Consider the following 25441-nt stretch of genomic DNA (forward strand, 5'->3'; position numbering starts at 1 on the left):
CCTTTGGAAAGAATCATACAAATTTGGCCGCGCAATCTTAGATATTAAGCCTGTCGTCAAAATTTAGAATTCAGTTCAAAATTTATTTTCAAACTGCTTAGAAATCCATTGAAGCAAATCTTCAAAATCTTTTTGTGAATACCCTAATGACAAATAGTGAATATCATCAGCCTTCCTGTACCATGTCAGCTGACGTTTCGCATATCTCCGGCTGTTTTTCTTAATCTCAGAAACAGCAAAATCAAGATCCCATTCTCCGTCAAAGTACCTGAATAATTCTGCATAACCAACAGTTTTCAAGGCTGTAAGATCTTTAAACTCTTCCAAACCTTCTGCTTCTGCCAGAAGTCCTTTCTCCATCATGATATCTACTCTCCTGTTGATCCTGTCATACAGATCTTCTCTTGGAGCTTCAATTCCAATACGAATCACATTGAAATCTCTGGAGTCCTGAGAAACCGCAATCTGCTCAGAATATTTTTTTCCGGTCTGCCAGATCACATCAATAGCGCGTAAAAGTCTTCGGTGATTATGAAAATCAACCACCTTAAAATATTCGGGATCGAGTTCTTTTAAAAGATTTTGAAGTTTTTCAATTCCGTCGGTATCAAGAATCTCCTGTAGTTTTTTCTGATTATTTTCATCAGCTTCAGGCAGATCATTTAAACCTTCAATAACAGCTTTTTCATACATCATACTCCCTCCGACCAAAATAACGGTATCATGATTCACAAAAAGTTCATTGAGTTTTTTCAAAGCATCCTCCTCATACTGTCCGATAGAATAATATTCCTGAACTGAAAGATTTCCAATAAAGTGATGAGGTGCTGAAGCCAGTTCTTCCTGTGACGGAGATGCTGTACCTATCTTCATTTCTTTAAAAAACTGACGGGAATCACAAGAAATAATTTCGGTACTGAAATGGTTCGCCAGATCAATTGCCAGTTTCGTTTTGCCAATTCCAGTAGGCCCTACAACAGAAATTAAATTTTTCATATGCAGGCTATTTATTTATTTTAATGGTCATAGGGAATCTAAATCTTCATGGGTGATTGTATTTTACAAATCACTGCGATTTCACAGTGCTAATTTAAATGTTTATCTTTGTACAACAATAAAAAACTATGATTTTATCAATGACCGGATTCGGCAGAGCCGAAGGTGTTTTTGAAGGGAAAAAGATTTCAATAGATATTAAATCATTGAACAGCAAAAGCTTTGATTTAAATATCAAAGTTCCTTTACGTTATAAAGAGAAAGAATTCGAGATCAGAAAAATTCTTAACGACAGAATTATCCGTGGAAAGGTAGACTGCTACATCAACCTGGAGAATCTGGAAGAATCCAATGATGTGAAAATCAACAGGAATCTAATTGATTCTTATATGAATGAACTTCGCAACATTGCCTCTGACGGTCCCGACTTTGAATACCTGAAAATGGCGGTAAGGCTTCCTGATGCAATCACTTCAAGACCCGACGAACTTACAGAAGGCGAATGGGAAGCTTTGGCAAAGATTGTTCACGCAGCTGTAGACCGTTTCGGAGAATTCAGAAAAACTGAAGGTAAGATATTACACGAAGAACTGGAAAGAAATGTCCAGAATATTGATAAATATCTTTCGGCTGTAATTCCTTTTGAAGAAGAAAGAATAGCTGCTGTAAAAGAACGTTATCAGAAAACTTTAAAAGAATTTGAAAACGTGGACGAAACACGTTTCTATCAGGAAATGGCTTATTTCACAGAAAAACTGGACGTTTCAGAAGAAAAAGTAAGACTTTCCCAGCATTTGAAATATTACAAAGAAGTAATGGATAATGAAGATTTCAACGGAAAAAAACTCGGTTTTATTTCCCAGGAAATTGGAAGAGAGATTAATACTTTAGGTTCAAAAGCCAATCATGCAGAAATCCAGAAGCTGGTAGTCATGATGAAAGATGATTTGGAAAAAATTAAAGAACAGACATTAAACGTATTATAAGTGACGAGGTAGAGTTACGGAGGATGATTTCGAGTAGATAGTTAGGCGGAATCACCACCCGAAACTCACCAACCGGAACCCCGAAACAAAAATGGATAAAGTAATCATATTTTCAGCACCGTCAGGAAGCGGAAAAACTACATTGGTAAAGCATTCTCTGGAAACATTTCCTGAACTGGCATTCTCAATTTCATGTACGACAAGACAGCCAAGAGGAAGTGAAGCCCACGCCGTGGATTATCATTTTTTAAGTCCTGATGAATTCAGACAGAAAATAGCCGAAGATGCCTTTGTGGAATATGAAGAAGTGTATACTGACAAATATTACGGTACTTTAAAATCTGAAGTGGAAAAAATCTGGAGTCAGGGAAAAGTGGTTATCTTTGATGTAGATGTAAAAGGAGGAATTTCTTTGAAAAAATATTTTGGAGAAAGAGCTCTTTCGATCTTCATTGAACCGCCTTCCATAGAAGAATTGGAACGAAGATTGATCTCCAGAAACACAGATGATGCAGAAACCATCAAAACCCGTGTAGCAAAGGCAGGAGAAGAAATGACCTTTGCGACAGAGTTTGACAGGATCGTTATTAATACCGATCTTGATGAAGCTAAAAAAGAAATAGAAAGTTTAATAAAAAATTTTATTGGGAATTAAGAGATGGAAGATGGAAGCCCGAAGATGGAAGTTTGGAAAATAATTACAATTCAAACTGCAGCATTCTAACTTCTAATTTCTGACTTCTAATTTCTGATGAACAAAAATTTGAGGTTGATATGAGTACCGAAACATTAGAAAAAGCTAAATCCGCGATTCCTGTAAGAGGATTTCTGGATATAAAAGATATAGCGATCCCTCAAGGAGAAGAATTAGTGAAAGCTATTCTGAAACTTAAAGAAGAAAAAAATGCTGTGATTCTTGCCCACTATTACCAGCCGGGAGAAATTCAGGATATTGCAGACTTCCTGGGTGATTCTCTGCAATTGGCAAGACAGGCCAAAGATACCAATGCAGACATGATTGTATTCTGTGGAGTACATTTTATGGCCGAAGCCGCTAAAATTCTGAATCCAACTAAGAAAGTAGTTCTTCCCGATACAATGGCAGGATGCTCTCTGGCAGACGGCTGTTCAGGAGAAGGCTTAAGAAAAATGCGGGAGCAGCATCCGAATGCATTAATTGCGACGTATATCAACTGTAATGCTGAAACGAAAGCTGAAAGCGATATCATTGTAACCAGCTCCAATGCTGAAACAGTAATCGAAGCTTTACCTACCGACAGACCGATTATATTTGCTCCTGATAAAAATTTAGGAAGATATCTATCTAAAAAAACAGGCCGTGATATGATCCTTTGGGACGGAAGCTGTATTGTACACGAAGCATTTTCTATGGAGAGAATTGCTCAGCAGCTTGCCGACAATCCTGATGCAAAAATGATTGCACACCCTGAAAGTGAAGAGGCTGTTCTTAAGCTTGCTCATTTTATAGGTTCCACTTCTGCCCTGTTGAATTTTGTAGAAAAAGATGACTGCCAGAAATTCATTATCGCTACCGAAGAAGGAATTCTTCACGAAATGAGAAAACGGGCACCGCATAAAGAACTGATTCCTGCTCTGGTTTTTGACGAAAGCTGTAATTGTTCAGAATGTTTTTACATGAAACGCAATACCATGGAAAAACTTTATCTGTGCATGAAATATGAACTTCCGGAAATCCTTATTGACGAAGAGCTTCGTTTAAGAGCACTGAAACCCATCGAGGCTATGCTGGACCTTTCAAAGTCTATCAAATAATGAAAAAAATATTTTTATTATCATTGCTGTTTGCTGCCCATCTTTATTTTTCTCAAAATCATAAAGAAACAGCAATCAAACAGGCAAATGAAATGAGAAATTATTTTATGGAAAAAAATTATAATGCCTACAGTAACTACGTTGATGATGGTATTATAAAAATGTTTGGTGACAAAAAGAAAATGATAAGTACATCAGTGGATGCCGTTAACAAAATGAGCAAATCCGGATATACTTTCAAAAAAGTTGATTTTTCTGAGGCGGATGATATAATCCATACTAAAAATGAACTGCAGACCGTAGTTCATCAAAAGATAGAAATGGAAACTCCAAATGGAAATGTTTTGGGTGATTACTATCTTATTGCTATTTCAAAAGACAATGGGAAATTTTGGAAATTTATAGATACCTCAGGAAAGGATATCGAATCTGTAAGGAAATTTTTTCCGAATGTAAGTCCTAAGCTTTATATTCCAAAGACAAAATTGACCCCTGCGAATTAATTTCAAAATCAGATCGGAAATTATAAAAGCACTGTTTTCACAGTGCTTTCTTTTTTATATAGGTCCTACGCAATAATAATCTACCCTAACCCGTAATTTACAGCATTCCGGCAAGGCATGAAAATCATCACAGGATCTTGGATAATCAGGTCCCGGTCCATAAGGACCCGGAGGACAGTTTTCGAAACATCCGTTTCCACCGTTAATTGATTTCAGATTTCCTCTGTTTAACTTTTTCAGATTTTTCATATTATTTATTTTTGATTAATAAATATAGGTTTTTATCCCTATCCTATGAAATATATAAAGCTAAAATTCAGAACAGCTCCTAAATACAAACCTGATCTGTAAAAAATTACAGCATGGGTGCATAGCAGATTCCGCCAGGTTTTCTCCAGCAGCCCCAAGCACCTCCTCCACGGAAACAGACAAAGGCTGCACCTCCGCAGGTTTCAATCTGAAAATCGGTAATCCCACCGCTGATCTTACTTTTTTGCTCTCTTGATAGCTTTTTTAAACTTTTCATATTAATTTTATTTTATCTCATAAATATAGCATTTAATCCCCATATGTTGAAATATTATATACATGAAAGACAATGTATTAAGATAGAAAAGTAAAACAGCAGAGATAAGAGATGTATAAGTCAGAAAAATAATTAATCCTACCTTCGTTACTTCTGTTTTTAAATCCCATAAATAATAACCGAAGCAAACGTATTCCATCTCTGCTCTTTCAGACAGAATTAGGTCAGTATAGGACCTACACAACCCACCTGCACAAGATACTGCCCCTTACAGCAGTCCGATACAGCATTATACTGCTGACAGCTGCGTGCCGCACCTGATCCCGGAGGGCCAAAAGTAGTTCCTGCTGGGTACGGACATCCACCAGGACACGCTGCTCCGTTAATCTTTTTCAATTGATCTTTTGATAATTTTTTCATAATAATTTGTTTTGAGATTGATATGATTTAGCTAATTACACCATAGGTGGGTAACAGATTCCACCGGGTTTTCTCCAACAGCCCCATGCACCACCTCCACGGAAACAGACATAGGCAGCTCCACCACATGTTTCAATCTGAAACTCGGTAAAACCACCATTGATCTTGCTTTTTTCTTCTCTCGAAAGTTTCTTTAAATTTCTCATTCTGAATTTATTTTGTTGTGTTTTCTAAGGTCTTACCATCCACCACCATCGGGATTAACTTCAAAGTCTTCACACCTCGATGCAGCAGGTATACATATCTTTCCCTTTTCACACCACTTGCGGTTTTTTCCACAATAAATATAAACAGGACCGTCAATTCCGGCTGCTCCCTTTACCGTTTTCAATTCGTCTCTTGAAAGTTTCTTTATATTGTTCATATTAATCTTTTTTACTTTTATGATCTATTTGAAAAACGCAGTTGCTATTCAATTCCTGTTGGAATTTTTCCACAATAGATCCCCTTCGGAATACATTTTTTCGAATACTCACACCATTCATGGGTGTAGATACATACACATGGAAACGGACCGCAGTCTATACCCGCTCCTCTTACGGTTTTCAATTCATTTCTCGATAGCTTTTTAAAATTTTTCATAATATTTGATTTTTACATTATTGGCTTCAAATAATTTATCACACCCAATGGATATACCAGACAAATATGAACTGTAAATCTTTCAAAACAAAACCAGAATTAGCAGATGTTGCCAAATAATAAGTAAGTGATCCATTTTGAATGATTACCGTGATCCTATCATAAAAAAGACTGCCATTTCAGGCAGTCTTGATCATTCTTTTTTCTTGAGTAATTTTTAATTTGATTTTTTTACAAAAGATTAACAGTCGTTAATTTTAATACTATTATCCCTCAAGAACCATGCAACTACCTGGAATCGAAGGATCATAAGGGAAAAGATAAAGACACACTTTACGACCTTTAAGATCCGTACATACAGCGCAGCCTTTTGGTCCACAATCACCATCAACATTGCAACTGTCTCCTACCCCTCCAATAATAGCTCTTAAATTTTCTCTGTTTAATTTTTTTGAATTTTTCATGGTTTATTTTTTTTAATTAGAATTCTAAATGTAACATTTTTAATCAATTACAGCAAATATATCTCTTAAAAAGGAAATATATTTTCTTATGTCAAAACTTGGTCGTTTCAAAATAATTTGTACATTTGTCCGATAAGAATGAGTTTATTAAGAAACATATCTGATATTTCTGCCCTGAAATTTTCTATTTCAGGAAGATCTTCTGTTTCTACATTCACAACTACAACAACTACCCCTTAGCGGGGTAAATTTTCATATATCATTTCCTGCACCCGTACTCTTTTTTTTAAAGAGTAATTACTTCATTATACTCCAACCTAAAATATACATAGGATGAAAATCTTAAAATTCGGTGGCACATCTGTCGCCAATGTCCGGAATATCCTTCTGGCAGAAAATATTATTAAAAAAGAATCTTTACAGAACAGGATTATTGTGGTTGTTTCAGCGCTGCACAGTGTAACAGACAACCTGATCAAAGCAGCTGAATATGCTTCTGTTAAAGATGAAAATTATATCCCGGTCATCAAAAATCTGGAACAAAAACATCTTGAACTGGTTAAAGAACTTATTCCTGTTTTAGCCCAAAGTTCATGGCTCAGCTTCGTTAAAAAACACTTTAACGACTTGGAAGATATTTACAGTGGAATCTTTGTCTTAGGTGAATTCACAGAAAAAATCCGAGACCGAATCACATCATACGGAGAATTTCTTTCTTCCAATATCATTGCGGCCCGGCTTCAGCACGAAGGGCTGGATTGTATTTGGATGAATTCTGCAGATCAGATCAAAACAGACAGTAATTTCACCCATGCAAAGGTGGATTTTGAAACTACTGAAAACCACTTAAAAAATTTCGCAGCCGATCATAAAAATCAGATCATCGTCGCTCCGGGCTTTATTGCCATGGATCAACATGGAAATGCCACAACATTAGGACGGGGTGGTTCTGATTATACCGCAGCAATCATTGCTGCAGCGCTTTCCGCTCACGAACTTCAGATATGGACCGATGTAAACGGTATGATGACCGCAGATCCAAGACTGGTTTCAAATGCTAAACCCATTCAGGAAATATCTTATCATGAAGCTATGGAACTTTCCCATTTCGGGGCTAAGGTACTCTATCCGCCATCCATACAGCCTGTAATGGCAAAAAATATCGACCTCAGAATCAAAAATACGTTTGATCCGGAAGCATATGGAACTTTGATTTCACATACTTTACCTAGGTCAGAACGTAAAGAGCAACAGTCTGCATCCGGAGTTTCCAATATGAGCCATATTGCTCTTCTTACTCTGGAAGGTAGTGGAATGGTTGGAATTCCCGGAATTTCCGCAAAACTATTTCAGTGTCTCAGTTTTGAAAAAATAAATGTTATTCTTATTACTCAGGGGTCGTCTGAACATTCGATTACCATAGCCGTAAATGAAAAAGAGATTTTTCATGCAGAGAATGCCGTAAATACATGTTTCGCAGATGATATAGAACTGCAGAGAATGTCTCCTGTACAGATAGAAACAGGTCTTTCAATTATTGCGCTGGTAGGGGAAAACATGAAAAACAGAAGTGGTATAAGTGCCAAAATGTTTGGATGTCTGGGCAATAACGGCATCAATATCAGAGCCATTGCTCAGGGATCTTCAGAAAGAAATATCAGCATTATGATCCTGGAAAAAGACACCAGAAAAGCGGTGAATATTCTTCACGAAGAATTTTTCGAATCTGAAGTCAAGCAGGTACACCTTTATCTCTGCGGAACAGGAAATGTAGGCTCAAAACTGGTTCAGCAGATCTACGAACAAAATGAGTACCTTATGAACAATCATTTGATCAACTTACGAATTGCAGGCATTTCCAACAGCCGGAAAATGCTTTTTTCAGATCAAGGAATTACGGAAAATGAATTCAGCAACTGGAGTGAAAATAGTGACGATGCATCCATCCATGGATTTGCGGAAGAGATCATCTCAAGAAATCTTCGGAATTCAGTATTTGTCGATGTGACTGCCAGTGCGGCGGTGCCAGATGTATATGAGAATTTATTAAAAAGAAGCATCAATATTGTCGCATGTAATAAAATCGCTGCAGCCTCAGATTTTGAACAGTATAAAACTTTAAAAAATACAGCCCGAAACCACCGTTGCAATTTTTACTTTGAAACCAATGTAGGTGCAGGACTTCCAGTTATCGGAACCATAAATGATCTGGTGAAAAGTGGAGATAAGATCACTTCTATTCAGGCTGTATTGAGCGGAACATTAAATTTTGTCTTTAACAATTATGACGGAAGCAGAACATTTTCTGAAGTGGTAGCGCAAGCTCAAAAAGAAGGTTATACAGAACCCGATCCACGTCTGGATCTTACAGGAACTGATGTTGCACGTAAAATTTTAATTTTAGCCAGAGAGGCGGGATATCATCTTCAGTTTGATGATATCGAAAACGAAAGTTTTCTGCCTCAAGAATGTCTTGAAGGAAGTGTAGAAAACTTCTATGTAAAGCTTATTGAGTATGAAGATTACTTTAAACGTTTACTGAATAATGCCCAAAAAGAAGGCAGAATCTTAAAATACACAGCTGAATTTAAAGATGGAAAAGCTAAGGTCGGACTGCAGCATGCTGCCCCGGACAGCGATTTGTATCATCTTTATGGTAAAGATAATATTGTCATTTTTAAAACTTTAAGATATTCTGAACAGCCTCTTGTCATTAAAGGCGCTGGTGCGGGAGCCGAAGTAACTGCCAGCGGTGTATTTGCTGATATTATCCGATCCATTTAAAATAAATTATATGAAAAAAATAAAAATAAAAGTTCCTGCAACCGTTGCCAATATGGTTTGTGGATTTGATATTCTGGGCATGGCCATCCATGAGCCTTATGATGAAATGGAGCTGAAATTACTGGACAGCCCTGAGATCATTATCAGACATGAAGATCATTTTGGACTTCCTGAAGATCCTTCCAAAAATGTAGCTGGTGTTGTTCTTCAGAATATTCAGCAGCATCTTCGACTGAAGAAAGGTTTTGAAGTGACAATCCGTAAACATATAAAACCGGGAAGCGGGCTCGGCTCCAGCGCGGCAAGTGCCGCCGGAGCCGCCTTTGGAGCCAATAAATTATTAGGAAATATTTTATCTGATAAAGAGTTGATTCATTTCGCCATGTTTGGGGAAGAGCTTGCTTCCGGTGTTCGTCATGCCGATAATATTGCCCCATGCATTTACGGTGGAATCACATTGGTAAAATCTACCTCTCCTATTGATATCATTCCATTGAATACACCAGATCTTTTTGTCGTTGCTGTACATCCGCAGGTAGAGGTCAAAACTTCTGATGCACGGCAGATCTTAAAGAAAAATATTCTGCTTAAAGATGCCGTAGAACAATGGGGAAATATTGCCGGATTAGTGGCAGGAATCCTCAAAAATGATATTCCTTTAATCGGACGGAGTTTAAATGATGTGATTATAGAACCTATACGCAGCATTCTGATCCCAAAATTTCACGAAATCAAATCGAAAAGCTTAGAAGCTGGTGCTTTGGGCGGTGGAATTTCAGGTTCGGGACCTTCTATTTTCATGCTGGCAGAAAAAAAAGAGACAGCAGAAAATATCGCCCGGATGATGAAGTCCGTTTATGATGAAATTGAGATTGAAAGTTTTGTATATGTCTCAAAAATAAATTCTTTAGGAATTGAGATTATTGAAGAGATAAATGATGAAAACCAGTAAATTAAAAACAATGAAATATTACAATTTAAAGGATAACAAAGAAGTCGTTAACTTCAAAACAGCCTCAATAAAAAGCCAGGGCAATCAAAAAGGATTATTTTTCCCTGAAAATATTCCACCATTGGATAAAGAGTTTATCCAAAATCTACAGCTATACAGCAACGAAGAGATTGCATTCAGATGTATGAAAGATTTTATTGGTGATGAAATTCCATCAGAGGTCTTAAAGAAAATTGCTGCTGAAACGGTGAGTTTTGATATACCTCTGAGAAAAATTAACGGGCAGATATCTATTTTAGAGCTCTTTCATGGACCAACGCTGGCTTTTAAAGATGTAGGGGCGAGATTTATGAGTCGCTGTCTTTCTTATTTTTTAAAGGACAACACTAAAAAAGTAACCGTTCTTGTGGCCACCTCCGGTGATACAGGAGGAGCTGTTGCTCATGGATTTTATAATGTCCCGGGAATCGATGTTGTAATTTTATATCCAGGAAACAAGGTGAGCAAAGTTCAGGAAAAACAGCTTACTGCTCTTGGTGGAAATATTTCAGCTTTAGAGGTTAATGGAAATTTTGATGACTGTCAGAATCTTGTGAAACAGGCTTTCTCGGATAAAAATATTAATTCTGAATTGTTTTTAACATCCGCCAATTCCATCAATATTGCACGCTGGCTCCCTCAGCAGATTTATTATGTATTAGCTTTAAAACAATGGCAGCAAAATGAAAGTACCAATCCTGTAATTTGTGTTCCAAGTGGAAATTTCGGGAATATCTGCGCAGGACTTCTCACATATTTCAGGGGGCTTCCTGTAGAACATTTTGTTGCTGCCTGTAATAAAAATGATGTGGTTTCTGATTATTTACAAACCCAACAATATCAGCCTAAGCAAGCTGTCGCAACGTTGTCCAATGCTATGGATGTTGGAGATCCAAGTAATTTCACAAGAATTCTGGAGCTCTTCAACCGACAGTTTAATGATCTGAAGAATATGATTTCAGCATACACTGTTGATGATGAATCGACGTTACTGACGATACAAGAGGTTTATCAAAAATATGGATACATCCTGGATCCTCACAGTGCGGTAGCCTACTCATCTCTTGAAAAATACCTGAATGAAAATCCCGGCAAGAAAGGATTTATACTTGGAACAGCCCATCCGGTAAAGTTCCCGGAAACGGTAGAAAAAGCAACCCAAATCTCTGTAAAGATTCCTGAAGCGTTAAAAGACCTGATGAAAAAGGATAAAAAAACTGTAAAAATTAATGCAGATTTTGAAGAATTAAAACGATTTTTGCTGAATAAAAACCACGGACAATGAGCAAGATCTTTCTTGAAGATGTAAAAATATATGCGTACCACGGTGTGCTTCCGGAAGAAAACATCATAGGAACTTACTATATTTTAAACGCAGAATTACATACCGATCTTTGGAAAGCTGCAGAAACAGACGATCTCAATGATACGATAAGCTATGCAGACATCAATGGAATTATTCATCGGGAAATGGCCATCAAATCAAAATTACTGGAACATGTGGCTGGAAGAATTACAATGAAAATTCATGAAGATTTTCCTCAAATATCATACATCAAATTAAAGATTACAAAAACCTCCCCTCCCATGCAGGGTGAAATGAAAGGAGCAAGCATTGAGCTGGAAAGAAGTTTCAAACCCGGTGATCTGTAAAATTTTTATTCTCACATAAAACATAAAGAAGTTGAAATCCATTAAATTATTATTTCTATTAAGTTTTGCAATTGTTTTCGGGCAGACTGCTGTTGACAATCAATCTGCTGTTTATAATTTCCCAAAGATTAAATCCAGCATTACAATGCCGATTACCATTCCTCTTTCTGAGATCAGTAAAATGATTAATGCCTCAGTGAAGGATCTGGTATTTCAGGACGACTCATATACGGATAACAATAATGATCAGTTTAAAGTAAAAGTTTGGAAAACCCGCCCCATCAGACTGGTTGGCGGAACCAGCCAAAACATTCTGATTGAAGTTCCTTTAAAAATTTGGGCAGAGAAAGGAATCGGCACATTAGGCGTCTATTCCTATCAGAACACTACCTTTGAAACGGTGATGTCCTTTAATACTACCATCAGCTTCAATAATAACTGGACAATTTCTACCAACACTCAGCCCAATGGCTTCCGATGGGTCACCAAACCTGTTCTGGATTATGGAAAAATACAGATTCCGATCACTTCACTGGTAGAAAAAAGCCTGAAAGAGCAACAAGGGAAGTTTGCCAAAACCATCGATCAGCAGATGGGTACCCAATTGAACTTTCAGCAGTATGCTGTAATGGCATGGAATGTTTTTTCACAGCCATTTAATATTTCGGAAGAATACAATACATGGCTGAAAATCAGCCCGGTTGGCGTCAATATCACTCCACTGAAATTCTATGGAAATGAGATCACTACGAACATCGGAATGGATATCTTTTCGGAAACGTTTACAGGAACAAAACCTGCTGCTTCATCAATGGTAAAGTCAGCGGGTAACTTTAACGTTATTCCTGTTTTACCGGACAAGTTTCTTCTTCAGACCACTGCCAATGTTCCTTTTTCTGAGGCAACAAATATTGCCAGAAACATGTTTATGAATAAAGAATATGACGTCAGGGGTTCTAAGGTGAAGATCAAAGACATCAGAGTTTACGGAGCCGACGGAAGAGTCATCATCGAAGCAGAAACAGAAGGCTATGTGAATGGAAAAGCCCTTATTTCCGGAATTCCTGTATATGATGAAACCAAAAGGAAAATCGTACTCTCCAATACCAAATTCAATCTGAGGACCGCTAATATTCTGCAGAAGACAGCTACCCTTCTTTTTAAAGGAAAAATCGTTAAAATGATCGAAGACGAATATGGAATCCCGACGCAGGACATTGAACTGGCTTCCAAAAAAAGTATCGAAGAAGCATTTAATAAGGAATACTATAAAGGCTTAAAAATGAACGGCAGGGTCTTTAATCTAAAACCAGGCAGCATTCTTTTAAACGAATCAGGAATCACGGCAGTCATTGAAACCAATGCAACTTTAAAACTAATTCTAAACGGAATTTAAATTAATAAAGACAGCCGGAGTGATATAAGAGTAATAAAAGTCAAAAACTATGTTGCTGAAAGACAATCAAAAGAAGAAATAAACAGCATTGGAACGAAAGAAATGATTTAAAAATTTTTGTTCATTAATAATTTTTGCTATATTTGCACACCTCAAAAATGGTAAAAATGGTACTTTGGCCGAGCGGCTAGGCAGTGGTCTGCAACACCATCTACAGCGGTTCGAATCCGCTAGGTACCTCTTAAAAACCTCTAATTATCTTGATCATAGATTTTTAGAGGTTTTTTCTTTAAAACCACTCCAATCTAAGCCATAAAAAAAATCCCGTTTAAACGGGATTAATTTCTATTTCTCAGGAAAATACTGAAATTTTATAATCGGAAAACCGTTAAAGTGTATGTTCTGGCTATATTTCCGTTATTGGTGATTGTATATGTAGAGCCGCCTGTCTTAACGATAGTGTAATCGAACTGGGTCGCTCCGCCTCCGTCAGCACAACCTAGTACATTGGCAAATTTAACACCCCAGCCTGATGAAGTTCCAGCCCCTCCGGCTGAACTTGTTACAACCCCTACCTTATCTCTTGCAACTGCACTTAGATACCCTAGTGACATATCAGAATACATGTATGTAGAAATCATTGTTCTTCCGCATGCATTCCCTGATCTAACGATCAACATCCCTGCAGGAATATTGATTGTAGATGGTATTGTAACAGTGCCAGCTGCTCCAGCTGCTATACTCGCACTGTTTATAGAGTAACTGTATTTTGCTGTTGTTACATCACCACTAGCCTCACTTCTGATCAATATATCATGATCTGCAGGAACCTGGCGGATCAAATTCTGAATACGAAGACTCTGAGCCCCCGCATCTGCATCCAGTTTTCTTTGTGGTGCCGTATTTCCAATCCCCACATTTCCGGATGCTGTAATGATAAAATCATTAATCTGCTGCCCTGATGTAGGAACTCCAGAAACAAGATTATCTTTTGCGCCATCCACATGAAGTATTCCCTGCGGATTTGACGTGCCAATACCTATTTGCGCATAACTACAAAAAGATATGAGTATATAAAGTATTATATATAATTTCTTCATAATTTTATTTTTTCTTGTGAAAATCAGAAACCTTTGATTTCATTCAATATATTGCAACAGAAAAAAATCTTATCAAAATATTTCCCAACTGAGACACCTATATTTGAAAGAGCGTTCTGCTGAAACCAAAACCCTATAAACGGAACATTGTCAGCACATAGGTTCGTGCCACATTTCCATTATTAACAATCAAATAACTGCTCGCTGTAGGCTTTGAAACAGTATAATCGAATTGAGTTTCATTTCCCGTAGTACATGCTGCAGTCCCTGGAAATTTTACAGACCAGATTCCTGAACCTGCGCCACTGCCAGGTATAGGAGCAATCACAGGAGCTCCCACTTTATCACCTGCAATTGCTGTTGCATATCCAAGAGAAATATCTGAATAAATAAAATTGGTAATCATATTTATTCCACATGAATTACTTGTTTTAACGACCAGCATTCCGTTCGGAATACTTGCGTTGGCAGGAACCGTAAGAGTTCCATTGGCTCCAGGCTGTACAGTAATATTAGCGGTATAGACATATCGTGTTGCCACCACATCGCCATTAGCTGTATTGATTGTAAGAAAGTCATGGTCGGCAGGAAGTTGCTGAGGCAGATTTCTAATTCTTAGACTGGCATTGTTCGCATCAATATCCAGCTTTTTTTGCGGAACTATAGTCCCTATCCCTACGTTTCCAGCAGAAGTAACAACAAAGTCATTCAGCTGTTGTGCTGCCGTAGGCACTCCTGTTAAAGGGTTATCCTTTCCTCCATCCACATGATATACAGTCTGTGGATTCGAGGTGTTAATGCCAACCTGAGCAAAGCTCAGTACAGAGGCAAACATGTAAAAAATCGAAAAATTTCTTTTCATAAATTTATTTATTAAAAGTTTGTTTTTTATTTGTGTGTTTATTTTCTGAAACAGTAAAATTATTATGTATCTGTCATTTTGTATATTATGCTATTAAATTAAGACAAAATCATATATAAAAATAATTTACCCCAATAAATATCTTACTTATTTATTTATAAAAAAAAACGATCTATACCCTAATCTAAATCCTTAGCCATCAAACGGTTGTTTTTTAAGTGCAATCAATTACCAATAAGTATTCATTAACTATTCAATATTTCATCTTTATTACCAGGCCAAAAAAAAACTTCCCATTGAGGGAAGAATTGTAAGTACTAAAAACTGGAACTGAATAATAAACAGGGCTAAAGTAATGGACATTCAGCCGATATCTTATGACCTGGATCATAAAGTCCGGTATTCTACATAAAATTCTGATCAAGGAGCTATTCCAACGCATATTTCATTCTATGTCTAATGATTAATCGTTTCTCTGAAACCATTTGGAATAAGGCCTGCTCCTGGATTAAAACATTTCGTATTAGTAAGTTCATTAATCCCTAAGTTATCCGCAATTTCACTGATAAAGAATTCTTCGTTGACAAGATTTCTCCTGATCTCCCGGATCATTCTTTCCATCAGTCAGTTTTCCGGGTCAGTTTGTATATTTCAAAGACTTCTTTTTTTATTGAACAATAGATATGATGATGGTAAAACGGATAGAAATGATAACAACACGAACGCTTACAAAAAAAATCCCCAGATTGCTCCGGGGATAAAAACTAATAACCATGAAAACTCAAATTAAACATGAGTTGCTTGATACATTGAAAAATCGTACCAAAAATGTAAAAAGTCTGAAAATAAATTATATTTTTAAAAAAAGAATTTTTCACTCACGATATTTTTTCTGATGCTAGTATTTCATGATTCCTCTCTATTGCTTCATTGATAAGCATTGACGCGGATTTTTTATTCGCATCACATTGAAATAATATCATTTTTCACAAAACATGATATTAGTCATTTGAAAATATTCTTAATTTCAATTATTTTTAATTTGATCTAAAATTTTCTTTCCATTTTCATTATCAGGATTTAATTCTATTGATTTTTTATACATTTCAATCCCTTTATTTTTATCGCCTGTTTTTAACAGTACTTCGCCATAGCTGTCATAAACATTCCAGCTGTCCGGAAACAAATACACGTTGAGTTTAAAAATTTCTAGAGCCTCTTTCTTATGATTCGTAGTCATCATTCGATAAGCCCAGTTATTAAGCTCAACTTCCTGAGGATTAAAATCAGGATTTGCTTTTTTCTCTTTCTTAACGAAATCTATTGCATTTCCGTATCCAATTTTTTGCAGATTCTTTCTGAGATTAGTCAAAGGATCCGCTTTTATAATTCCCGGAATATAACATCCCGCAATTTCCTCAATAAAATCTTCCGGAGAGCTTCCCCCTAAATTTGTTAACACAATTACAGATAAATTATCATCCGGATATACCAGCACAGCAGATCTATTTCCTCCAGACATTCCTATTGCTTTGTGGCTCTTGCGAAGTTTTGCTATTCCCCAGCCCCGCACCCAGTTAGTAGGTGTCCCGTTATTGAATGTACCTGGTGACCACATCAGATCTAAAGTGGAAGAATTACGAAAAATTTTACCTTTTTGTAAGGCAATCAGCCAATTGCCAATATCCTCTGCAGTACTGTTAAGACCGCCTGACGTACGGCTAAAATCCGGAAATTCATAATAATTATTTGTCAGCCTATCCTCATTTACTTTTTTCCCGTCAAAAAAACTTCTGTAGCTGTAAGAAGGTGCATAATGAGGAATCACATCTCTTGAATCTCCGAATAAAGTATTCTTTAAATGGGCCACTTTAAATTGTTTCTCTTCAAAAAAATTCACAAATGACTGATGGGTGAGCTTGTCAATAATCTTACCTAGTACATAATAATTGGTTTGATTATAACTGAACTGTTCTCCAGTTTTAGAGTCTAAAGGAATGGTTTTCAATTTCTCCCAAATAACATGTTCCGTTTTTAACGGTCCGACATTCCCTGTAACAGGATCAAAAAGCTGTAAAATATCCGGTAATCCGGAAATATGAGTTAACAACTGATCAACCGTTATTTTTTGCCATTCGGCCGGCAGATCATTTAAATAGGTACTGATCGGAGCATTTAAATTCATTTCCCCCTGTTCCACCAATTGCATTACAGCAACCCCTGTAAAAATTTTTGTATTTGAATTAAGGGGAAAAACGGTAGTATTATTTACAGGAATGTGATCCTGCACATTTGAAAGTCCATAGGATTTGTTTGAAACAATTTTCCCGTTTTGAACGACAGCAATTTGTAATCCGGGAATTCGTCTTATCTTCATTTCCCTGTTGATAATTTCGTCTACACCGGCATTTATACTTTGAGCAAAAGATGATAAAGAGACCATTAATGACATTAGTAAAAAGTAAATTTTCATATCTTAATTTTATATATATAAAACAACTGACAATAAAATCTATTACACACACCATTAATCTCAGTGATATACTTTTAGAATTAAAGAAATGTTCTGTTAAAATATATTTTCAATAATGGAATTTCGTTATTAAAAACAGAACAAAAAAAATCCCCAGATTGCTCTGGGGATAAAAACTAATAACCATGAAAACTCAAATTAAACATGAGTTGCTTGATATATTGAAAAATCGTGCCAAAACTTTTCACTGATAAAAAATACTTACAGCTGATTTTAAAGTGATCATTTACAAAAAAGGTCCGGAGATAAAATTGGATTCCTTATACAAAAATTAAAATCCTCAGTAGAATGGGAAGTTAACGCATGGTTTTTAAAGTGGCAAAACAAAATAAACATCAATTATTTATTCAGTGATTATACAATAATTCACTATATACACATGACTAAAGTCATATTTTACCCACATTCCTCTCGTCTGTGTATTACACTTTAGACATTTAAAAGAGACTTCCTTGAAAAATTTAACTTTTACCAACCTGGTGTGTTATGACATACTAGCCATAACAAAAAAAGCCCCCTATTGGAGGCCTCAAAAAAACACAAATGATGAAAAAATTTTTGTAACTTATAATTAATGTTATCTATCTTTTAATTCTATACCAAAATTAGGATATTTTAATCTTACAATTTTATGAGTTCAGTCATAAAAGGCACTCTTTGCTCTACTTTTTACCAAAAAATCTATTTTCAAAATTTAGAATTAATACACCTACTTTCGATAAGTGATATCAAATCCTACCACACAAAAGTTATTGTAAACTTTATTTTATACACCAGATTTTAATTTAGATGGATTTATTTTATCTCAAATATGATAATTAAAAAAAATAATCAACATCACACAATTATTATGTTAAATAACATCCAATTTCTTCTAATCAAAGATCATCAACACTTTATAATATTTACATGTATAATCCATTATCTTCCATTTTCTTCTATCATAAATCCATAAAATAAGAAAAATATATCAAATACACCATGATCCAGATCATATTTTTTTTATATTTTATTTTTTAGTTTTACATAAAGTTTAATTCAATAAAACGTGATAAAATTCTCTATACTTATAGCCAATTATAACAATGGTAAGTACTTTAGAGACTGCTATAACTCGTTGATCAGCCAAACTTATCAGAACTGGGAAGTTATAATTGTTGATGACGCATCTACGGACAATTCGGTAGAGGTCATTAAAAGTATTGTCGAAAATGATCACCGTTTCAAAATCTACCATAATACTTCTAATCAGGGCTGTGGCTATACAAAGAGAGAATGCATGAAATATGCAGAAGGAGAAATATGCGCCTATCTTGATCCAGATGATGCTTTATATCCGGACGCTCTGCAGAAGACAGTACAGGAGTTTGATAAAAGTGATATTACAGCAGCCTATTCCCAGATGATGCTGTGTGATGAAAATCTTAATCCTGATAAAGTATTTGCAAGTACCAAACAGATTTACAACAACAGATATTTTTTCAACTGTCCTACTCAGTTTGCCCATTTTTTCACCTTCAAAAAAGAAACTTACCTGAAAACTTCCGGCATCAATCCCAATTTGAAAAGTGCTGTAGATCAGGATCTCTATCTGAAGATCCTTGAACATGGAAGCGTAAAATACATCAAAGAACCTTTGTATCTTTATCGATTACACTCCAACGGTATTTCCCAGCAAAACTTCAAACAAAATGCTAAAGAGTCTTTTGCCAGAGTAATCCATGAAACGATGAAAAGAAGAGGAATAAGGACTATCAATAACCAGGCTGTTCCAGAGTTGTATACCAATCCACAGGAGATATACCGGCTCCTGAACTATCAGACCCACAGACTCCACCGGCTGATTAATAAAGTAAAAATAACTTTCAATATATAATTAGAGCTTCTCAGTAATGGGAAGCTTTTTTAATTCTCCATTTTCAAAAATGCATGCTGACAGAATGATAATAATTTGCGGCAGGTAGAAGTTCAGTTGCATTCTTTTTTTGACAGAAATAAAAAAGCCTCCAATTCAGGAAGCTTAAAAACACAAATGATGAAAAAATCTATTTAGAAAAATCCAAATAGAATTTGTTGAAAGTACATCTCTTAATATCTTTTTCTGCTGTACTTTTTCCAGTAAGGAATCACTCTGCCCAGGTAACGGGAATATATACTGTAATATATCCTTCTGCATCAATCTGGGCATCTGATACAGTCCCTGTTACTGACCCATAACCAGTCCATCCTCCCTGTCCCTGCATAGCTGAGAATCTATATGTTCCTGCAGGAATTCCCTCATAATATCCGGGAAGTGTCTGGAAACCTCCGCTATAATAAGTGTCATACACCTCTCCTGTAACTGTATTTTCAGCCAGAAAACTTCCTACATCGTGATTTCCTGAAAGTGTTTTGGTGCCATCTAAAGAAACCAGCCCAAACCTGATCTTATACGTTTTCGTTTTAGAAGCTTCTTTGGCTACTTCCGAGTTTACGTTAGGCTGTACATCTGCCATCAGATCATTATTGGAAGAACAAGAGAAAGCCGCAACCGACAAAGCTGCAAAAGCCATCGTTTTTAAAATTGATATTTTCATATTAAAGTAATTTGGTATTTCAAAAGTAACCAATTCGTATGAACTGAATAAAAACGTGCAATGAACTAAAAATTACATTCTAAGCCCTAACCATAGACGAAAAGGCCATAACCAACCCCCGATAAAAAAGAGAAATTATATTAAAATATGTTACTTTAACACTTCTTAACTAAATTTTGGCTTCATAATTGGAAATATACAGACAGTTGCTGCCGTTTGGCTAAGACTACTTATTAAAATTTGAATTATGAGAAAGATAGTATTAGCAGGTTTTTTATCCGTCTTTTTAATGACGGCCTGCAAGAAAGACGACAGGACAGCTGAAAAATCACTGGAAGAGCAGAAACTTGAATTTCAGGCCAGACAGCTTGATATAGAAAAACAAAAGCTGGCCATTGAGAAAGAAAAATTAGTGTATGAAGCACAGAAAAAAGTTGACAGCATCTCAGAAAGTAAAAAATCAAAAGCCGCTGCAGCCAACAATGCAAAGCCTCAGATCATAAGAGAAACGAAAACAGTATATAGAGACAGAGGATCCAATTCCAATTCCGGAGGCGGGAATTATGCAGATAACGGAAACAGTTCTTCACAGGGAACTACTCAAAAGAAAAAAGGATGGAGTAAAGCCGCTAAAGGAACTGCTATTGGTGCTGTAGGTGGTGCCGCTTTAGGAGCCATTGTAGCTAAGAAAAACAGAGGTCTTGGAGCCGTGATTGGTGGTGTAGTTGGAGGTGCAACCGGTTATACGATCGGTAGAGCTGGTGACAGAAAAGACGGACGAGTTCAGCCGCGTAATTAATATTTTCACGATAACATTTAAAGATTGCTTATTTTTAGGCAATCTTTTTTTATGGTGCTACTCTTACTTTCTTCGGTACTTATTCTTTCAGTCCTGTCAGGCTGGGGGAAAATCATGGAAAGCATCTTTGGCTTTTTTTTCCACGGAATTTCCGGCATGATCTTAACCGGAATATTAGGACTAAGCCTTATCTGGACAGTGCTCGCCTTTTTTGTTCCTATTAATATATATGTAGAGATCCCTTTTATAACTCTGGGAATTTTCTATTTTTTCAAAAAGAAGCTGTATTTGGAATTTTATCGTTTTTCGAAAAAAGATTCTATTTTGACAGCCTGTATTTCATTGGCCATTTTATACAGCAGTTCATTCTATCCTTATATATTGGACCATTTCGGATATTATGTTCCTACGATCAAATGGCTTACAGAATATGGTTTGGTGAAAGGCATTTCCAATCTGGATCTTACCTTGGGACAAATGTCGGTATGGCATATTTTCCAGGCAGGTTTTTCAGGTTTTTCGGATCCTTTTTTAAGGATCAATGCTATCCTGCTGATCGTTTATACTCTTTATATCTTTGAAAGAAAAAGTTGGGTACAACTATGTTTCATTCCAGTACTGCTGCTTTTCTCACAGTCACCAAGTCCTGACCTTCCTGTTATCACCTTATCCTTAATTATTTTAAACGAGATCATAACAGGCAATAAAAACATCGGTCTCCTTTTCACTTTTGCTGTTTTTATTTTTTCCATAAAGCCTACCATGATATGGCTTCCATTACTGATTTTCCTTTGTTCAGTCTTAATTTTTAAACCGAATTATAAAAACCTGATTCCCGGAGTCATCATTCTTATTTTATTCTTCATAAAGAATCTATGGACATTTGGATATCCTCTATTTCCAATTGCCATAGGTGATCTTGGATTCGGCTGGAGACCTAATTCAGAAGTATTAAAAATTTCTTCACAATATGCTGTTCAAAAAACATATGATATGCAGTATACTTATGAGGAAATACAAAATTTCTCTGCATATGAAGCTGTTAAAAAATGGTTGACGCTGGAAGGAATTAAATCAAAGATTAATATTCTTTTCATATTAAGCCTGGCTCTGTTTTCAGTTTTCACTTGTATAAAAAAGAAAAAGATCATTTCGCTGATCTGTATCTCATTATTGATAAAAAGTATGCTTGTACTGTCTTTTTCTGCGCAGTATCGTTTTTTTATCGATGTATTTTTTGTGATATTCTTTGTTCTGTTCTCTCACTTTAGTAAAAAAAAGTCACTTTCTTTCTTCACAGTTTTAAGTGTATTGATCATTGGAATTTTAAGCTTTCCTGAATTAATCCGTGATTATATCCCAAGTTTCAAGCCTGGAAATTTCATGACCGGATTAAAAAAAGAGCAACTGTACAAGCCATCAGCTTACCAATACAATAAATTTGAAACCGCCCAAGTAGGAAACTTAAAATTCAATATATCAACAGATTATCCGTTTAATTTTGACACTCCCCTTCCTGCAATTTCATCTGGTTATATCGTCGATGATATTGAGGCGGAAATTTTCCCACAACAAATTGATGCAAAAAATATAAAAAAAGGATTCATTTGGAAAAACCTGACGCCGCTGCAAAAAAGAGAAGCAGAGAAGGTTATGAATAATATCAAAAACACTGATAAATAGAACAAATCCAGAAACTTTATTATCTGGAGAAAAATAGGTAATTTTGTATCATGTTCAACACATTAGGTAATCTTCTCAGTCTTACAACATTTGGAGAAAGTCACGGCGTGGCTTACGGCGGTATCATCAATAATTTTCCGGCAGGATTAACGGTAGATTTCGAAAAAATTCAATATGAATTGGATCGTAGAAAACCGGGACAGTCTGCGATTGTCACTCAAAGAAAAGAAAGTGACACAGTAAAGTTCCTATCAGGAATTTTTGAAGGAAAAACGACAGGCACCCCAATCGGTTTTATCATAGAAAATGAAAATCAGAAATCTAAGGACTATGATCATATCGCAGATTCATATCGTCCAAGTCATGCAGATTTCACTTATGACCAAAAATTTGGGATAAGAGACTATCGCGGAGGAGGAAAATCATCTGCAAGGGAAACCATCAACTGGGTCGTTGCCGGGGCTCTGGCTAAACAGCTTTTGTCTGGCATCGAGATCAATGCCTACGTTTCTTCTGTAGGAGATATTTTCTGTGAAAAACCTTATCAGGCGCTGGATTTTTCGAAAACTGAAAGCAATGATGTACGTTGTCCTGATGCGGAAACTGCTGAAAAAATGATCGAAAGAATTAAAGAGATCAAGAAAGAAGGCAATACCATCGGAGGAACTGTTACTTGCGTCATCAAAAATGTTCCTGTAGGAATAGGAGAACCGATATTTTCAAAACTTCAGGCCGAACTTGGCAAAGCAATGCTGAATATCAATGCCTGCAAAGGATTTGAATACGGAAGCGGTTTCTGTGGTGCTAAAATGACAGGAAAAGAGCACAACGATGCTTTCAATACAGATTTTACCACAAAATCCAATCTCTCGGGAGGTATTCAGGGAGGTATTTCCAATGGAATGGATATTTATTTCCGCGCTGCATTCAAGCCTGTAGCTACTATTTTAAGACCTCAGGACAGTGTGGACAAATATGGTAATCCAGTCGTTGTGGAAGGAAAAGGACGCCACGACCCATGTGTAGTGCCGAGAGCGGTTCCTGTTGTGGAAAGCCTTGCAGCATTTGTACTGGCTGATCTGTTTTTGATCAACAAAACAAGAAACATTAATAATTTTTAATATAAATATTTTTAGTAATGAAAAATTACTGGGATCAGGGAATTTCTTTTGAAGAATATATCCGAATCGGAAGAGAAAGATTAGAAAATCCTTCCAACCAACTGGAAACCGAATACAAACAATACTACGAACTCGGGCTTCAGAGAATGGACAGAACACTTAAAAAGTATGTCCCGAATGAAGAGCAGCTTACAGAATTAGCCACTAAAAATTTTGATGGAAAGATTCTGATTATTTCAGAAGCATGGTGTGGTGATGCCAGCGCTACAGTTCCCGCTCTTGTTACTTTTTTCGAAGGGCACAACGAAGTAAGAATTTTCCTGAGAGATAATGATAAAAGCCTGATCAGTCAGTTTATGACAAACGGTACGGAGTCTATCCCTAAAGTGATCATCCTGGACAAAGATTTCAATGTAAAGAATTCATGGGGACCCCGTCCTAAATTCGGTCACGAATTATTATTGAAACATAAAGCAGATCCTGAGGCTTATCCAAAAGATAATTTTTACAATGATCTTCAAATGTATTATGCTAAAAACAGAGGTAAAGATGCTGTTCAGGAGATTTTAGAATTATTATAGCTATACATTTGAATTCCATCCTGGAAAAAATAACAGTAAAGATCAACGCATGAAAAAGAATATCATTTATCTTGTCCTTATCATCATTATCGGTATAATAGCTTTTGTTCCGGGAGTAAAAGAATATCTTAGAGATCAGTTTTTCCCGATCGCTACGATTGAGAATGCTGTACATGTAAGTGAAGAAGATTATGACATTGAGCTTAAAGGAATCAATGCACCAAGTACCAATCTTAAAAACTTCAAAAACAAGCCTATTTTCCTTAATTTCTGGGGAACCTGGTGTCCTCCGTGCAGGAAAGAGTGGCCCACTATCCAAAAGCTGTATGATTCCAGAAAAGGAAATGTAGATTTTATTCTGATTGCGATGAATGATCAGGAAGATGCGGTAAGAAAGTTCTTAAAAGAAAATAACTATACCGTTCCGGTATATATTGCACAAAGTCCCATTTCTGAAAAAATTCTTCCAAAAGTATTCCCTACAACTTTCCTTATTGATCAGCATGGCAGAATCATCATTAAGGAGGATGCCTACAGAGATTGGAACACAGAAACCGTACATCAGTTTATCGATAATATCATCAAGTAATTTTTTTTAACTAAATTTTATAGTTTATTGGTATAAAAATTGCGAAATTTACTACATTGAAAAATTTATTAAACTAAACACAAAATGAAATATTCAAAATTGAATCTTGCAAAAGAAGCCATCAGCCATAAGGGCTTTGTAAAAAAAATCCCTGATATTTTCAGAATGGTAAAATTATGGAGAAAAGGAGAATACCCGATGAGATCCATCGATATCATCCTTCCTCTTCTGGGAATTTTATATGTCATCTCTCCTATAGACCTGCTTCCGGAATTTGCGGTTCCTGTTTTAGGAGTAATGGATGATTTGGCGGTATTATCACTTACGATTCCGAAGCTTATTAAAGAAGTGGATAAATTCTTACTTTGGGAAGCTGAACAAAGACTGAGCGGCACTAAAATTATCGATGCAGAAATTGTAAAATAATAATTTACAGAAATAT

General features: G+C 36.1%; 29 protein-coding genes and 1 tRNA gene. 17 read left to right on the plus strand and 13 right to left on the minus strand.

What is annotated here, in order from left to right; genetic code table 11:
• Window positions 1–75: 75 nt before the first annotated feature.
• Window positions 76–996: a tRNA (adenosine(37)-N6)-dimethylallyltransferase MiaA gene (gene miaA / locus IW16_RS20700; RefSeq protein ID WP_034749127.1), complete on the minus strand. Its 921-nt coding sequence runs from the start codon at window positions 994–996 to the stop codon at window positions 76–78.
• 140 nt (window positions 997–1136) lie between these two features.
• Here miaA and IW16_RS20705 point away from each other — a divergent pair, with 140 nt between their 5' ends.
• The 4 genes from IW16_RS20705 to IW16_RS20720 all read left to right on the plus strand — a co-directional run bounded on the left by IW16_RS20705 (window position 1137) and on the right by IW16_RS20720 (window position 4279).
• Window positions 1137–1982 carry a YicC family protein gene (locus IW16_RS20705; RefSeq protein WP_262485520.1) on the plus strand — a complete coding sequence of 282 codons (846 nt, stop codon included), beginning with the start codon at window positions 1137–1139 and terminating at the stop codon, window positions 1980–1982.
• A gap of 91 nt (window positions 1983–2073) precedes the next feature.
• Window positions 2074–2637, plus strand: a complete 564-nt coding sequence (gene gmk / locus IW16_RS20710; RefSeq protein WP_034749132.1) for a guanylate kinase — start codon at window positions 2074–2076, stop codon at window positions 2635–2637.
• A 119-nt stretch (window positions 2638–2756) separates the two neighbouring features.
• Window positions 2757–3776: a quinolinate synthase NadA gene (nadA, locus tag IW16_RS20715; protein ID WP_034749135.1), complete on the plus strand. Its 1020-nt coding sequence runs from the start codon at window positions 2757–2759 to the stop codon at window positions 3774–3776.
• On the plus strand, window positions 3776–4279 hold the full coding sequence (locus tag IW16_RS20720; RefSeq protein ID WP_034749138.1) for a hypothetical protein: 504 nt from the start codon (window positions 3776–3778) through the stop codon (window positions 4277–4279). The genes nadA and IW16_RS20720 overlap by 1 nt, the downstream gene beginning before the upstream one ends.
• Window positions 4280–4333: 54 nt before the next feature.
• Here IW16_RS20720 and IW16_RS20725 read toward each other — a convergent pair whose 3' ends face one another.
• The 7 genes from IW16_RS20725 to IW16_RS20740 form a co-directional block, all read right to left on the minus strand.
• Window positions 4334–4528 carry a bacteriocin-like protein gene (locus IW16_RS20725; protein WP_034749140.1) on the minus strand — a complete coding sequence of 65 codons (195 nt, stop codon included), beginning with the start codon at window positions 4526–4528 and terminating at the stop codon, window positions 4334–4336.
• A gap of 106 nt (window positions 4529–4634) precedes the next feature.
• Window positions 4635–4805 (minus strand): hypothetical protein, encoded by a 171-nt coding sequence (locus IW16_RS26730; protein ID WP_165572008.1) that lies wholly within the window; start codon window positions 4803–4805, stop codon window positions 4635–4637.
• Window positions 4806–5024: 219 nt separating this feature from the next.
• A complete protein-coding gene (locus tag IW16_RS20730; RefSeq protein ID WP_034749143.1) occupies window positions 5025–5225 on the minus strand; it encodes a hypothetical protein in 201 nt (66 codons plus the stop codon).
• A 35-nt stretch (window positions 5226–5260) separates the two neighbouring features.
• Window positions 5261–5431, minus strand: a complete 171-nt coding sequence (locus IW16_RS26735; RefSeq protein WP_165572009.1) for a bacteriocin-like protein — start codon at window positions 5429–5431, stop codon at window positions 5261–5263.
• Window positions 5432–5463: 32 nt separating this feature from the next.
• Window positions 5464–5649, minus strand: a complete 186-nt coding sequence (locus tag IW16_RS20735) for a bacteriocin-like protein (protein ID WP_034749145.1) — start codon at window positions 5647–5649, stop codon at window positions 5464–5466.
• 44 nt (window positions 5650–5693) lie between these two features.
• Window positions 5694–5867, minus strand: coding sequence for a bacteriocin-like protein (locus IW16_RS26740; protein ID WP_165572010.1), 174 nt, complete (start codon window positions 5865–5867; stop codon window positions 5694–5696).
• Window positions 5868–6133: 266 nt separating this feature from the next.
• A complete protein-coding gene (locus tag IW16_RS20740) occupies window positions 6134–6331 on the minus strand; it encodes a bacteriocin-like protein (RefSeq protein ID WP_034749148.1) in 198 nt (65 codons plus the stop codon).
• A gap of 333 nt (window positions 6332–6664) precedes the next feature.
• Here IW16_RS20740 and thrA point away from each other — a divergent pair, with 333 nt between their 5' ends.
• The 6 genes from thrA to IW16_RS20770 all read left to right on the plus strand — a co-directional run bounded on the left by thrA (window position 6665) and on the right by IW16_RS20770 (window position 13395).
• Window positions 6665–9115 (plus strand): bifunctional aspartate kinase/homoserine dehydrogenase I, encoded by a 2451-nt coding sequence (gene thrA, locus IW16_RS20745; protein WP_034749152.1) that lies wholly within the window; start codon window positions 6665–6667, stop codon window positions 9113–9115.
• Between the two features lie 10 nt (window positions 9116–9125).
• Window positions 9126–10067 (plus strand): homoserine kinase, encoded by a 942-nt coding sequence (locus IW16_RS20750; protein WP_034749154.1) that lies wholly within the window; start codon window positions 9126–9128, stop codon window positions 10065–10067.
• Window positions 10068–10077: 10 nt separating this feature from the next.
• Window positions 10078–11391 carry a threonine synthase gene (gene thrC / locus IW16_RS20755; protein ID WP_034749723.1) on the plus strand — a complete coding sequence of 438 codons (1314 nt, stop codon included), beginning with the start codon at window positions 10078–10080 and terminating at the stop codon, window positions 11389–11391.
• The gene (gene folB, locus IW16_RS20760; RefSeq protein WP_034749158.1) at window positions 11388–11759 is read left to right on the plus strand and encodes a dihydroneopterin aldolase; all 372 of its coding nucleotides are present in this window, start codon (window positions 11388–11390) and stop codon (window positions 11757–11759) included. Before thrC ends, folB begins: the two co-directional genes overlap by 4 nt.
• A gap of 31 nt (window positions 11760–11790) precedes the next feature.
• The gene (locus IW16_RS20765) at window positions 11791–13155 is read left to right on the plus strand and encodes a DUF4403 family protein (RefSeq protein WP_034749161.1); all 1365 of its coding nucleotides are present in this window, start codon (window positions 11791–11793) and stop codon (window positions 13153–13155) included.
• A 169-nt stretch (window positions 13156–13324) separates the two neighbouring features.
• Window positions 13325–13395 (plus strand) — tRNA-Cys (locus IW16_RS20770).
• 131 nt (window positions 13396–13526) lie between these two features.
• Here the strand turns inward: IW16_RS20770 and IW16_RS25855 are convergent.
• From IW16_RS25855 to IW16_RS20785, 4 genes are all read right to left on the minus strand, one after another.
• Window positions 13527–14255, minus strand: coding sequence for a hypothetical protein (locus IW16_RS25855; protein ID WP_051890524.1), 729 nt, complete (start codon window positions 14253–14255; stop codon window positions 13527–13529).
• Window positions 14256–14388: 133 nt separating this feature from the next.
• Complete coding sequence (locus IW16_RS20780) at window positions 14389–15117, minus strand: hypothetical protein (protein WP_034749163.1); 729 nt, start codon at window positions 15115–15117, stop codon at window positions 14389–14391.
• 456 nt (window positions 15118–15573) lie between these two features.
• On the minus strand, window positions 15574–15738 hold the full coding sequence (locus IW16_RS26745) for a hypothetical protein (RefSeq protein WP_165572011.1): 165 nt from the start codon (window positions 15736–15738) through the stop codon (window positions 15574–15576).
• A gap of 406 nt (window positions 15739–16144) precedes the next feature.
• Entirely contained in the window at window positions 16145–17590 is a 1446-nt protein-coding gene (locus IW16_RS20785; protein WP_084694593.1) for a serine hydrolase, read from the minus strand.
• A 1108-nt stretch (window positions 17591–18698) separates the two neighbouring features.
• On the opposite strand from IW16_RS20785, the gene IW16_RS20790 reads away from it, so the two are divergent.
• The gene (locus tag IW16_RS20790; RefSeq protein WP_051890526.1) at window positions 18699–19526 is read left to right on the plus strand and encodes a glycosyltransferase family 2 protein; all 828 of its coding nucleotides are present in this window, start codon (window positions 18699–18701) and stop codon (window positions 19524–19526) included.
• Window positions 19527–19776: 250 nt separating this feature from the next.
• Here IW16_RS20790 and IW16_RS20795 read toward each other — a convergent pair whose 3' ends face one another.
• The gene (locus IW16_RS20795; protein WP_034749169.1) at window positions 19777–20226 is read right to left on the minus strand and encodes a hypothetical protein; all 450 of its coding nucleotides are present in this window, start codon (window positions 20224–20226) and stop codon (window positions 19777–19779) included.
• A 247-nt stretch (window positions 20227–20473) separates the two neighbouring features.
• Here IW16_RS20795 and IW16_RS20800 point away from each other — a divergent pair, with 247 nt between their 5' ends.
• The 6 genes from IW16_RS20800 (at window position 20474) to IW16_RS20825 (ending at window position 25425) form a co-directional block, all read left to right on the plus strand.
• Complete coding sequence (locus IW16_RS20800; protein ID WP_034749172.1) at window positions 20474–21025, plus strand: glycine zipper domain-containing protein; 552 nt, start codon at window positions 20474–20476, stop codon at window positions 21023–21025.
• A gap of 51 nt (window positions 21026–21076) precedes the next feature.
• Window positions 21077–22708, plus strand: coding sequence for an LIC_10190 family membrane protein (locus IW16_RS20805; protein WP_034749175.1), 1632 nt, complete (start codon window positions 21077–21079; stop codon window positions 22706–22708).
• 50 nt (window positions 22709–22758) lie between these two features.
• Window positions 22759–23829 (plus strand): chorismate synthase, encoded by a 1071-nt coding sequence (gene aroC / locus IW16_RS20810; protein WP_034749178.1) that lies wholly within the window; start codon window positions 22759–22761, stop codon window positions 23827–23829.
• Window positions 23830–23846: 17 nt separating this feature from the next.
• Window positions 23847–24410, plus strand: coding sequence for a thioredoxin family protein (locus tag IW16_RS20815; protein ID WP_034749181.1), 564 nt, complete (start codon window positions 23847–23849; stop codon window positions 24408–24410).
• Between the two features lie 49 nt (window positions 24411–24459).
• Entirely contained in the window at window positions 24460–24999 is a 540-nt protein-coding gene (locus IW16_RS20820; RefSeq protein ID WP_034749185.1) for a TlpA family protein disulfide reductase, read from the plus strand.
• Between the two features lie 84 nt (window positions 25000–25083).
• Window positions 25084–25425, plus strand: coding sequence for a YkvA family protein (locus IW16_RS20825; RefSeq protein WP_034749188.1), 342 nt, complete (start codon window positions 25084–25086; stop codon window positions 25423–25425).
• Window positions 25426–25441 lie beyond the last annotated feature (16 nt).

The organism is Chryseobacterium vrystaatense, assembly GCF_000737765.1.
In the GTDB taxonomy this organism is placed as follows: domain Bacteria; phylum Bacteroidota; class Bacteroidia; order Flavobacteriales; family Weeksellaceae; genus Chryseobacterium; species Chryseobacterium vrystaatense.

Coding starts and splice junctions, on each gene's coding strand:
- miaA (WP_034749127.1), bottom strand. CDS start 996: ATGAAAAATTTAATTTCTGTTGTAGGGCCTACTGGAATTGGCAAAACG.
- IW16_RS20805 (WP_034749175.1), top strand. CDS start 21,077: ATGGTGCTACTCTTACTTTCTTCGGTACTTATTCTTTCAGTCCTGTCA.
- IW16_RS20740 (WP_034749148.1), bottom strand. CDS start 6,331: ATGAAAAATTCAAAAAAATTAAACAGAGAAAATTTAAGAGCTATTATT.
- IW16_RS20705 (WP_262485520.1), top strand. CDS start 1,137: ATGACCGGATTCGGCAGAGCCGAAGGTGTTTTTGAAGGGAAAAAGATT.
- IW16_RS20720 (WP_034749138.1), top strand. CDS start 3,776: ATGAAAAAAATATTTTTATTATCATTGCTGTTTGCTGCCCATCTTTAT.
- IW16_RS20815 (WP_034749181.1), top strand. CDS start 23,847: ATGAAAAATTACTGGGATCAGGGAATTTCTTTTGAAGAATATATCCGA.
- IW16_RS20800 (WP_034749172.1), top strand. CDS start 20,474: ATGAGAAAGATAGTATTAGCAGGTTTTTTATCCGTCTTTTTAATGACG.
- IW16_RS26745 (WP_165572011.1), bottom strand. CDS start 15,738: ATGGAAAGAATGATCCGGGAGATCAGGAGAAATCTTGTCAACGAAGAA.
- IW16_RS20735 (WP_034749145.1), bottom strand. CDS start 5,649: ATGAACAATATAAAGAAACTTTCAAGAGACGAATTGAAAACGGTAAAG.
- aroC (WP_034749178.1), top strand. CDS start 22,759: ATGTTCAACACATTAGGTAATCTTCTCAGTCTTACAACATTTGGAGAA.
- IW16_RS20795 (WP_034749169.1), bottom strand. CDS start 20,226: ATGAAAATATCAATTTTAAAAACGATGGCTTTTGCAGCTTTGTCGGTT.
- folB (WP_034749158.1), top strand. CDS start 11,388: ATGAGCAAGATCTTTCTTGAAGATGTAAAAATATATGCGTACCACGGT.
- IW16_RS26730 (WP_165572008.1), bottom strand. CDS start 4,805: ATGAAAAGTTTAAAAAAGCTATCAAGAGAGCAAAAAAGTAAGATCAGC.
- thrA (WP_034749152.1), top strand. CDS start 6,665: ATGAAAATCTTAAAATTCGGTGGCACATCTGTCGCCAATGTCCGGAAT.
- gmk (WP_034749132.1), top strand. CDS start 2,074: ATGGATAAAGTAATCATATTTTCAGCACCGTCAGGAAGCGGAAAAACT.
- IW16_RS25855 (WP_051890524.1), bottom strand. CDS start 14,255: ATGAAGAAATTATATATAATACTTTATATACTCATATCTTTTTGTAGT.
- IW16_RS26735 (WP_165572009.1), bottom strand. CDS start 5,431: ATGAGAAATTTAAAGAAACTTTCGAGAGAAGAAAAAAGCAAGATCAAT.
- IW16_RS20820 (WP_034749185.1), top strand. CDS start 24,460: ATGAAAAAGAATATCATTTATCTTGTCCTTATCATCATTATCGGTATA.
- IW16_RS20750 (WP_034749154.1), top strand. CDS start 9,126: ATGAAAAAAATAAAAATAAAAGTTCCTGCAACCGTTGCCAATATGGTT.
- thrC (WP_034749723.1), top strand. CDS start 10,078: ATGAAATATTACAATTTAAAGGATAACAAAGAAGTCGTTAACTTCAAA.
- IW16_RS20780 (WP_034749163.1), bottom strand. CDS start 15,117: ATGAAAAGAAATTTTTCGATTTTTTACATGTTTGCCTCTGTACTGAGC.
- IW16_RS20825 (WP_034749188.1), top strand. CDS start 25,084: ATGAAATATTCAAAATTGAATCTTGCAAAAGAAGCCATCAGCCATAAG.
- IW16_RS26740 (WP_165572010.1), bottom strand. CDS start 5,867: ATGAAAAATTTTAAAAAGCTATCGAGAAATGAATTGAAAACCGTAAGA.
- IW16_RS20785 (WP_084694593.1), bottom strand. CDS start 17,590: ATGAAAATTTACTTTTTACTAATGTCATTAATGGTCTCTTTATCATCT.
- nadA (WP_034749135.1), top strand. CDS start 2,757: ATGAGTACCGAAACATTAGAAAAAGCTAAATCCGCGATTCCTGTAAGA.
- IW16_RS20730 (WP_034749143.1), bottom strand. CDS start 5,225: ATGAAAAAATTATCAAAAGATCAATTGAAAAAGATTAACGGAGCAGCG.
- IW16_RS20725 (WP_034749140.1), bottom strand. CDS start 4,528: ATGAAAAATCTGAAAAAGTTAAACAGAGGAAATCTGAAATCAATTAAC.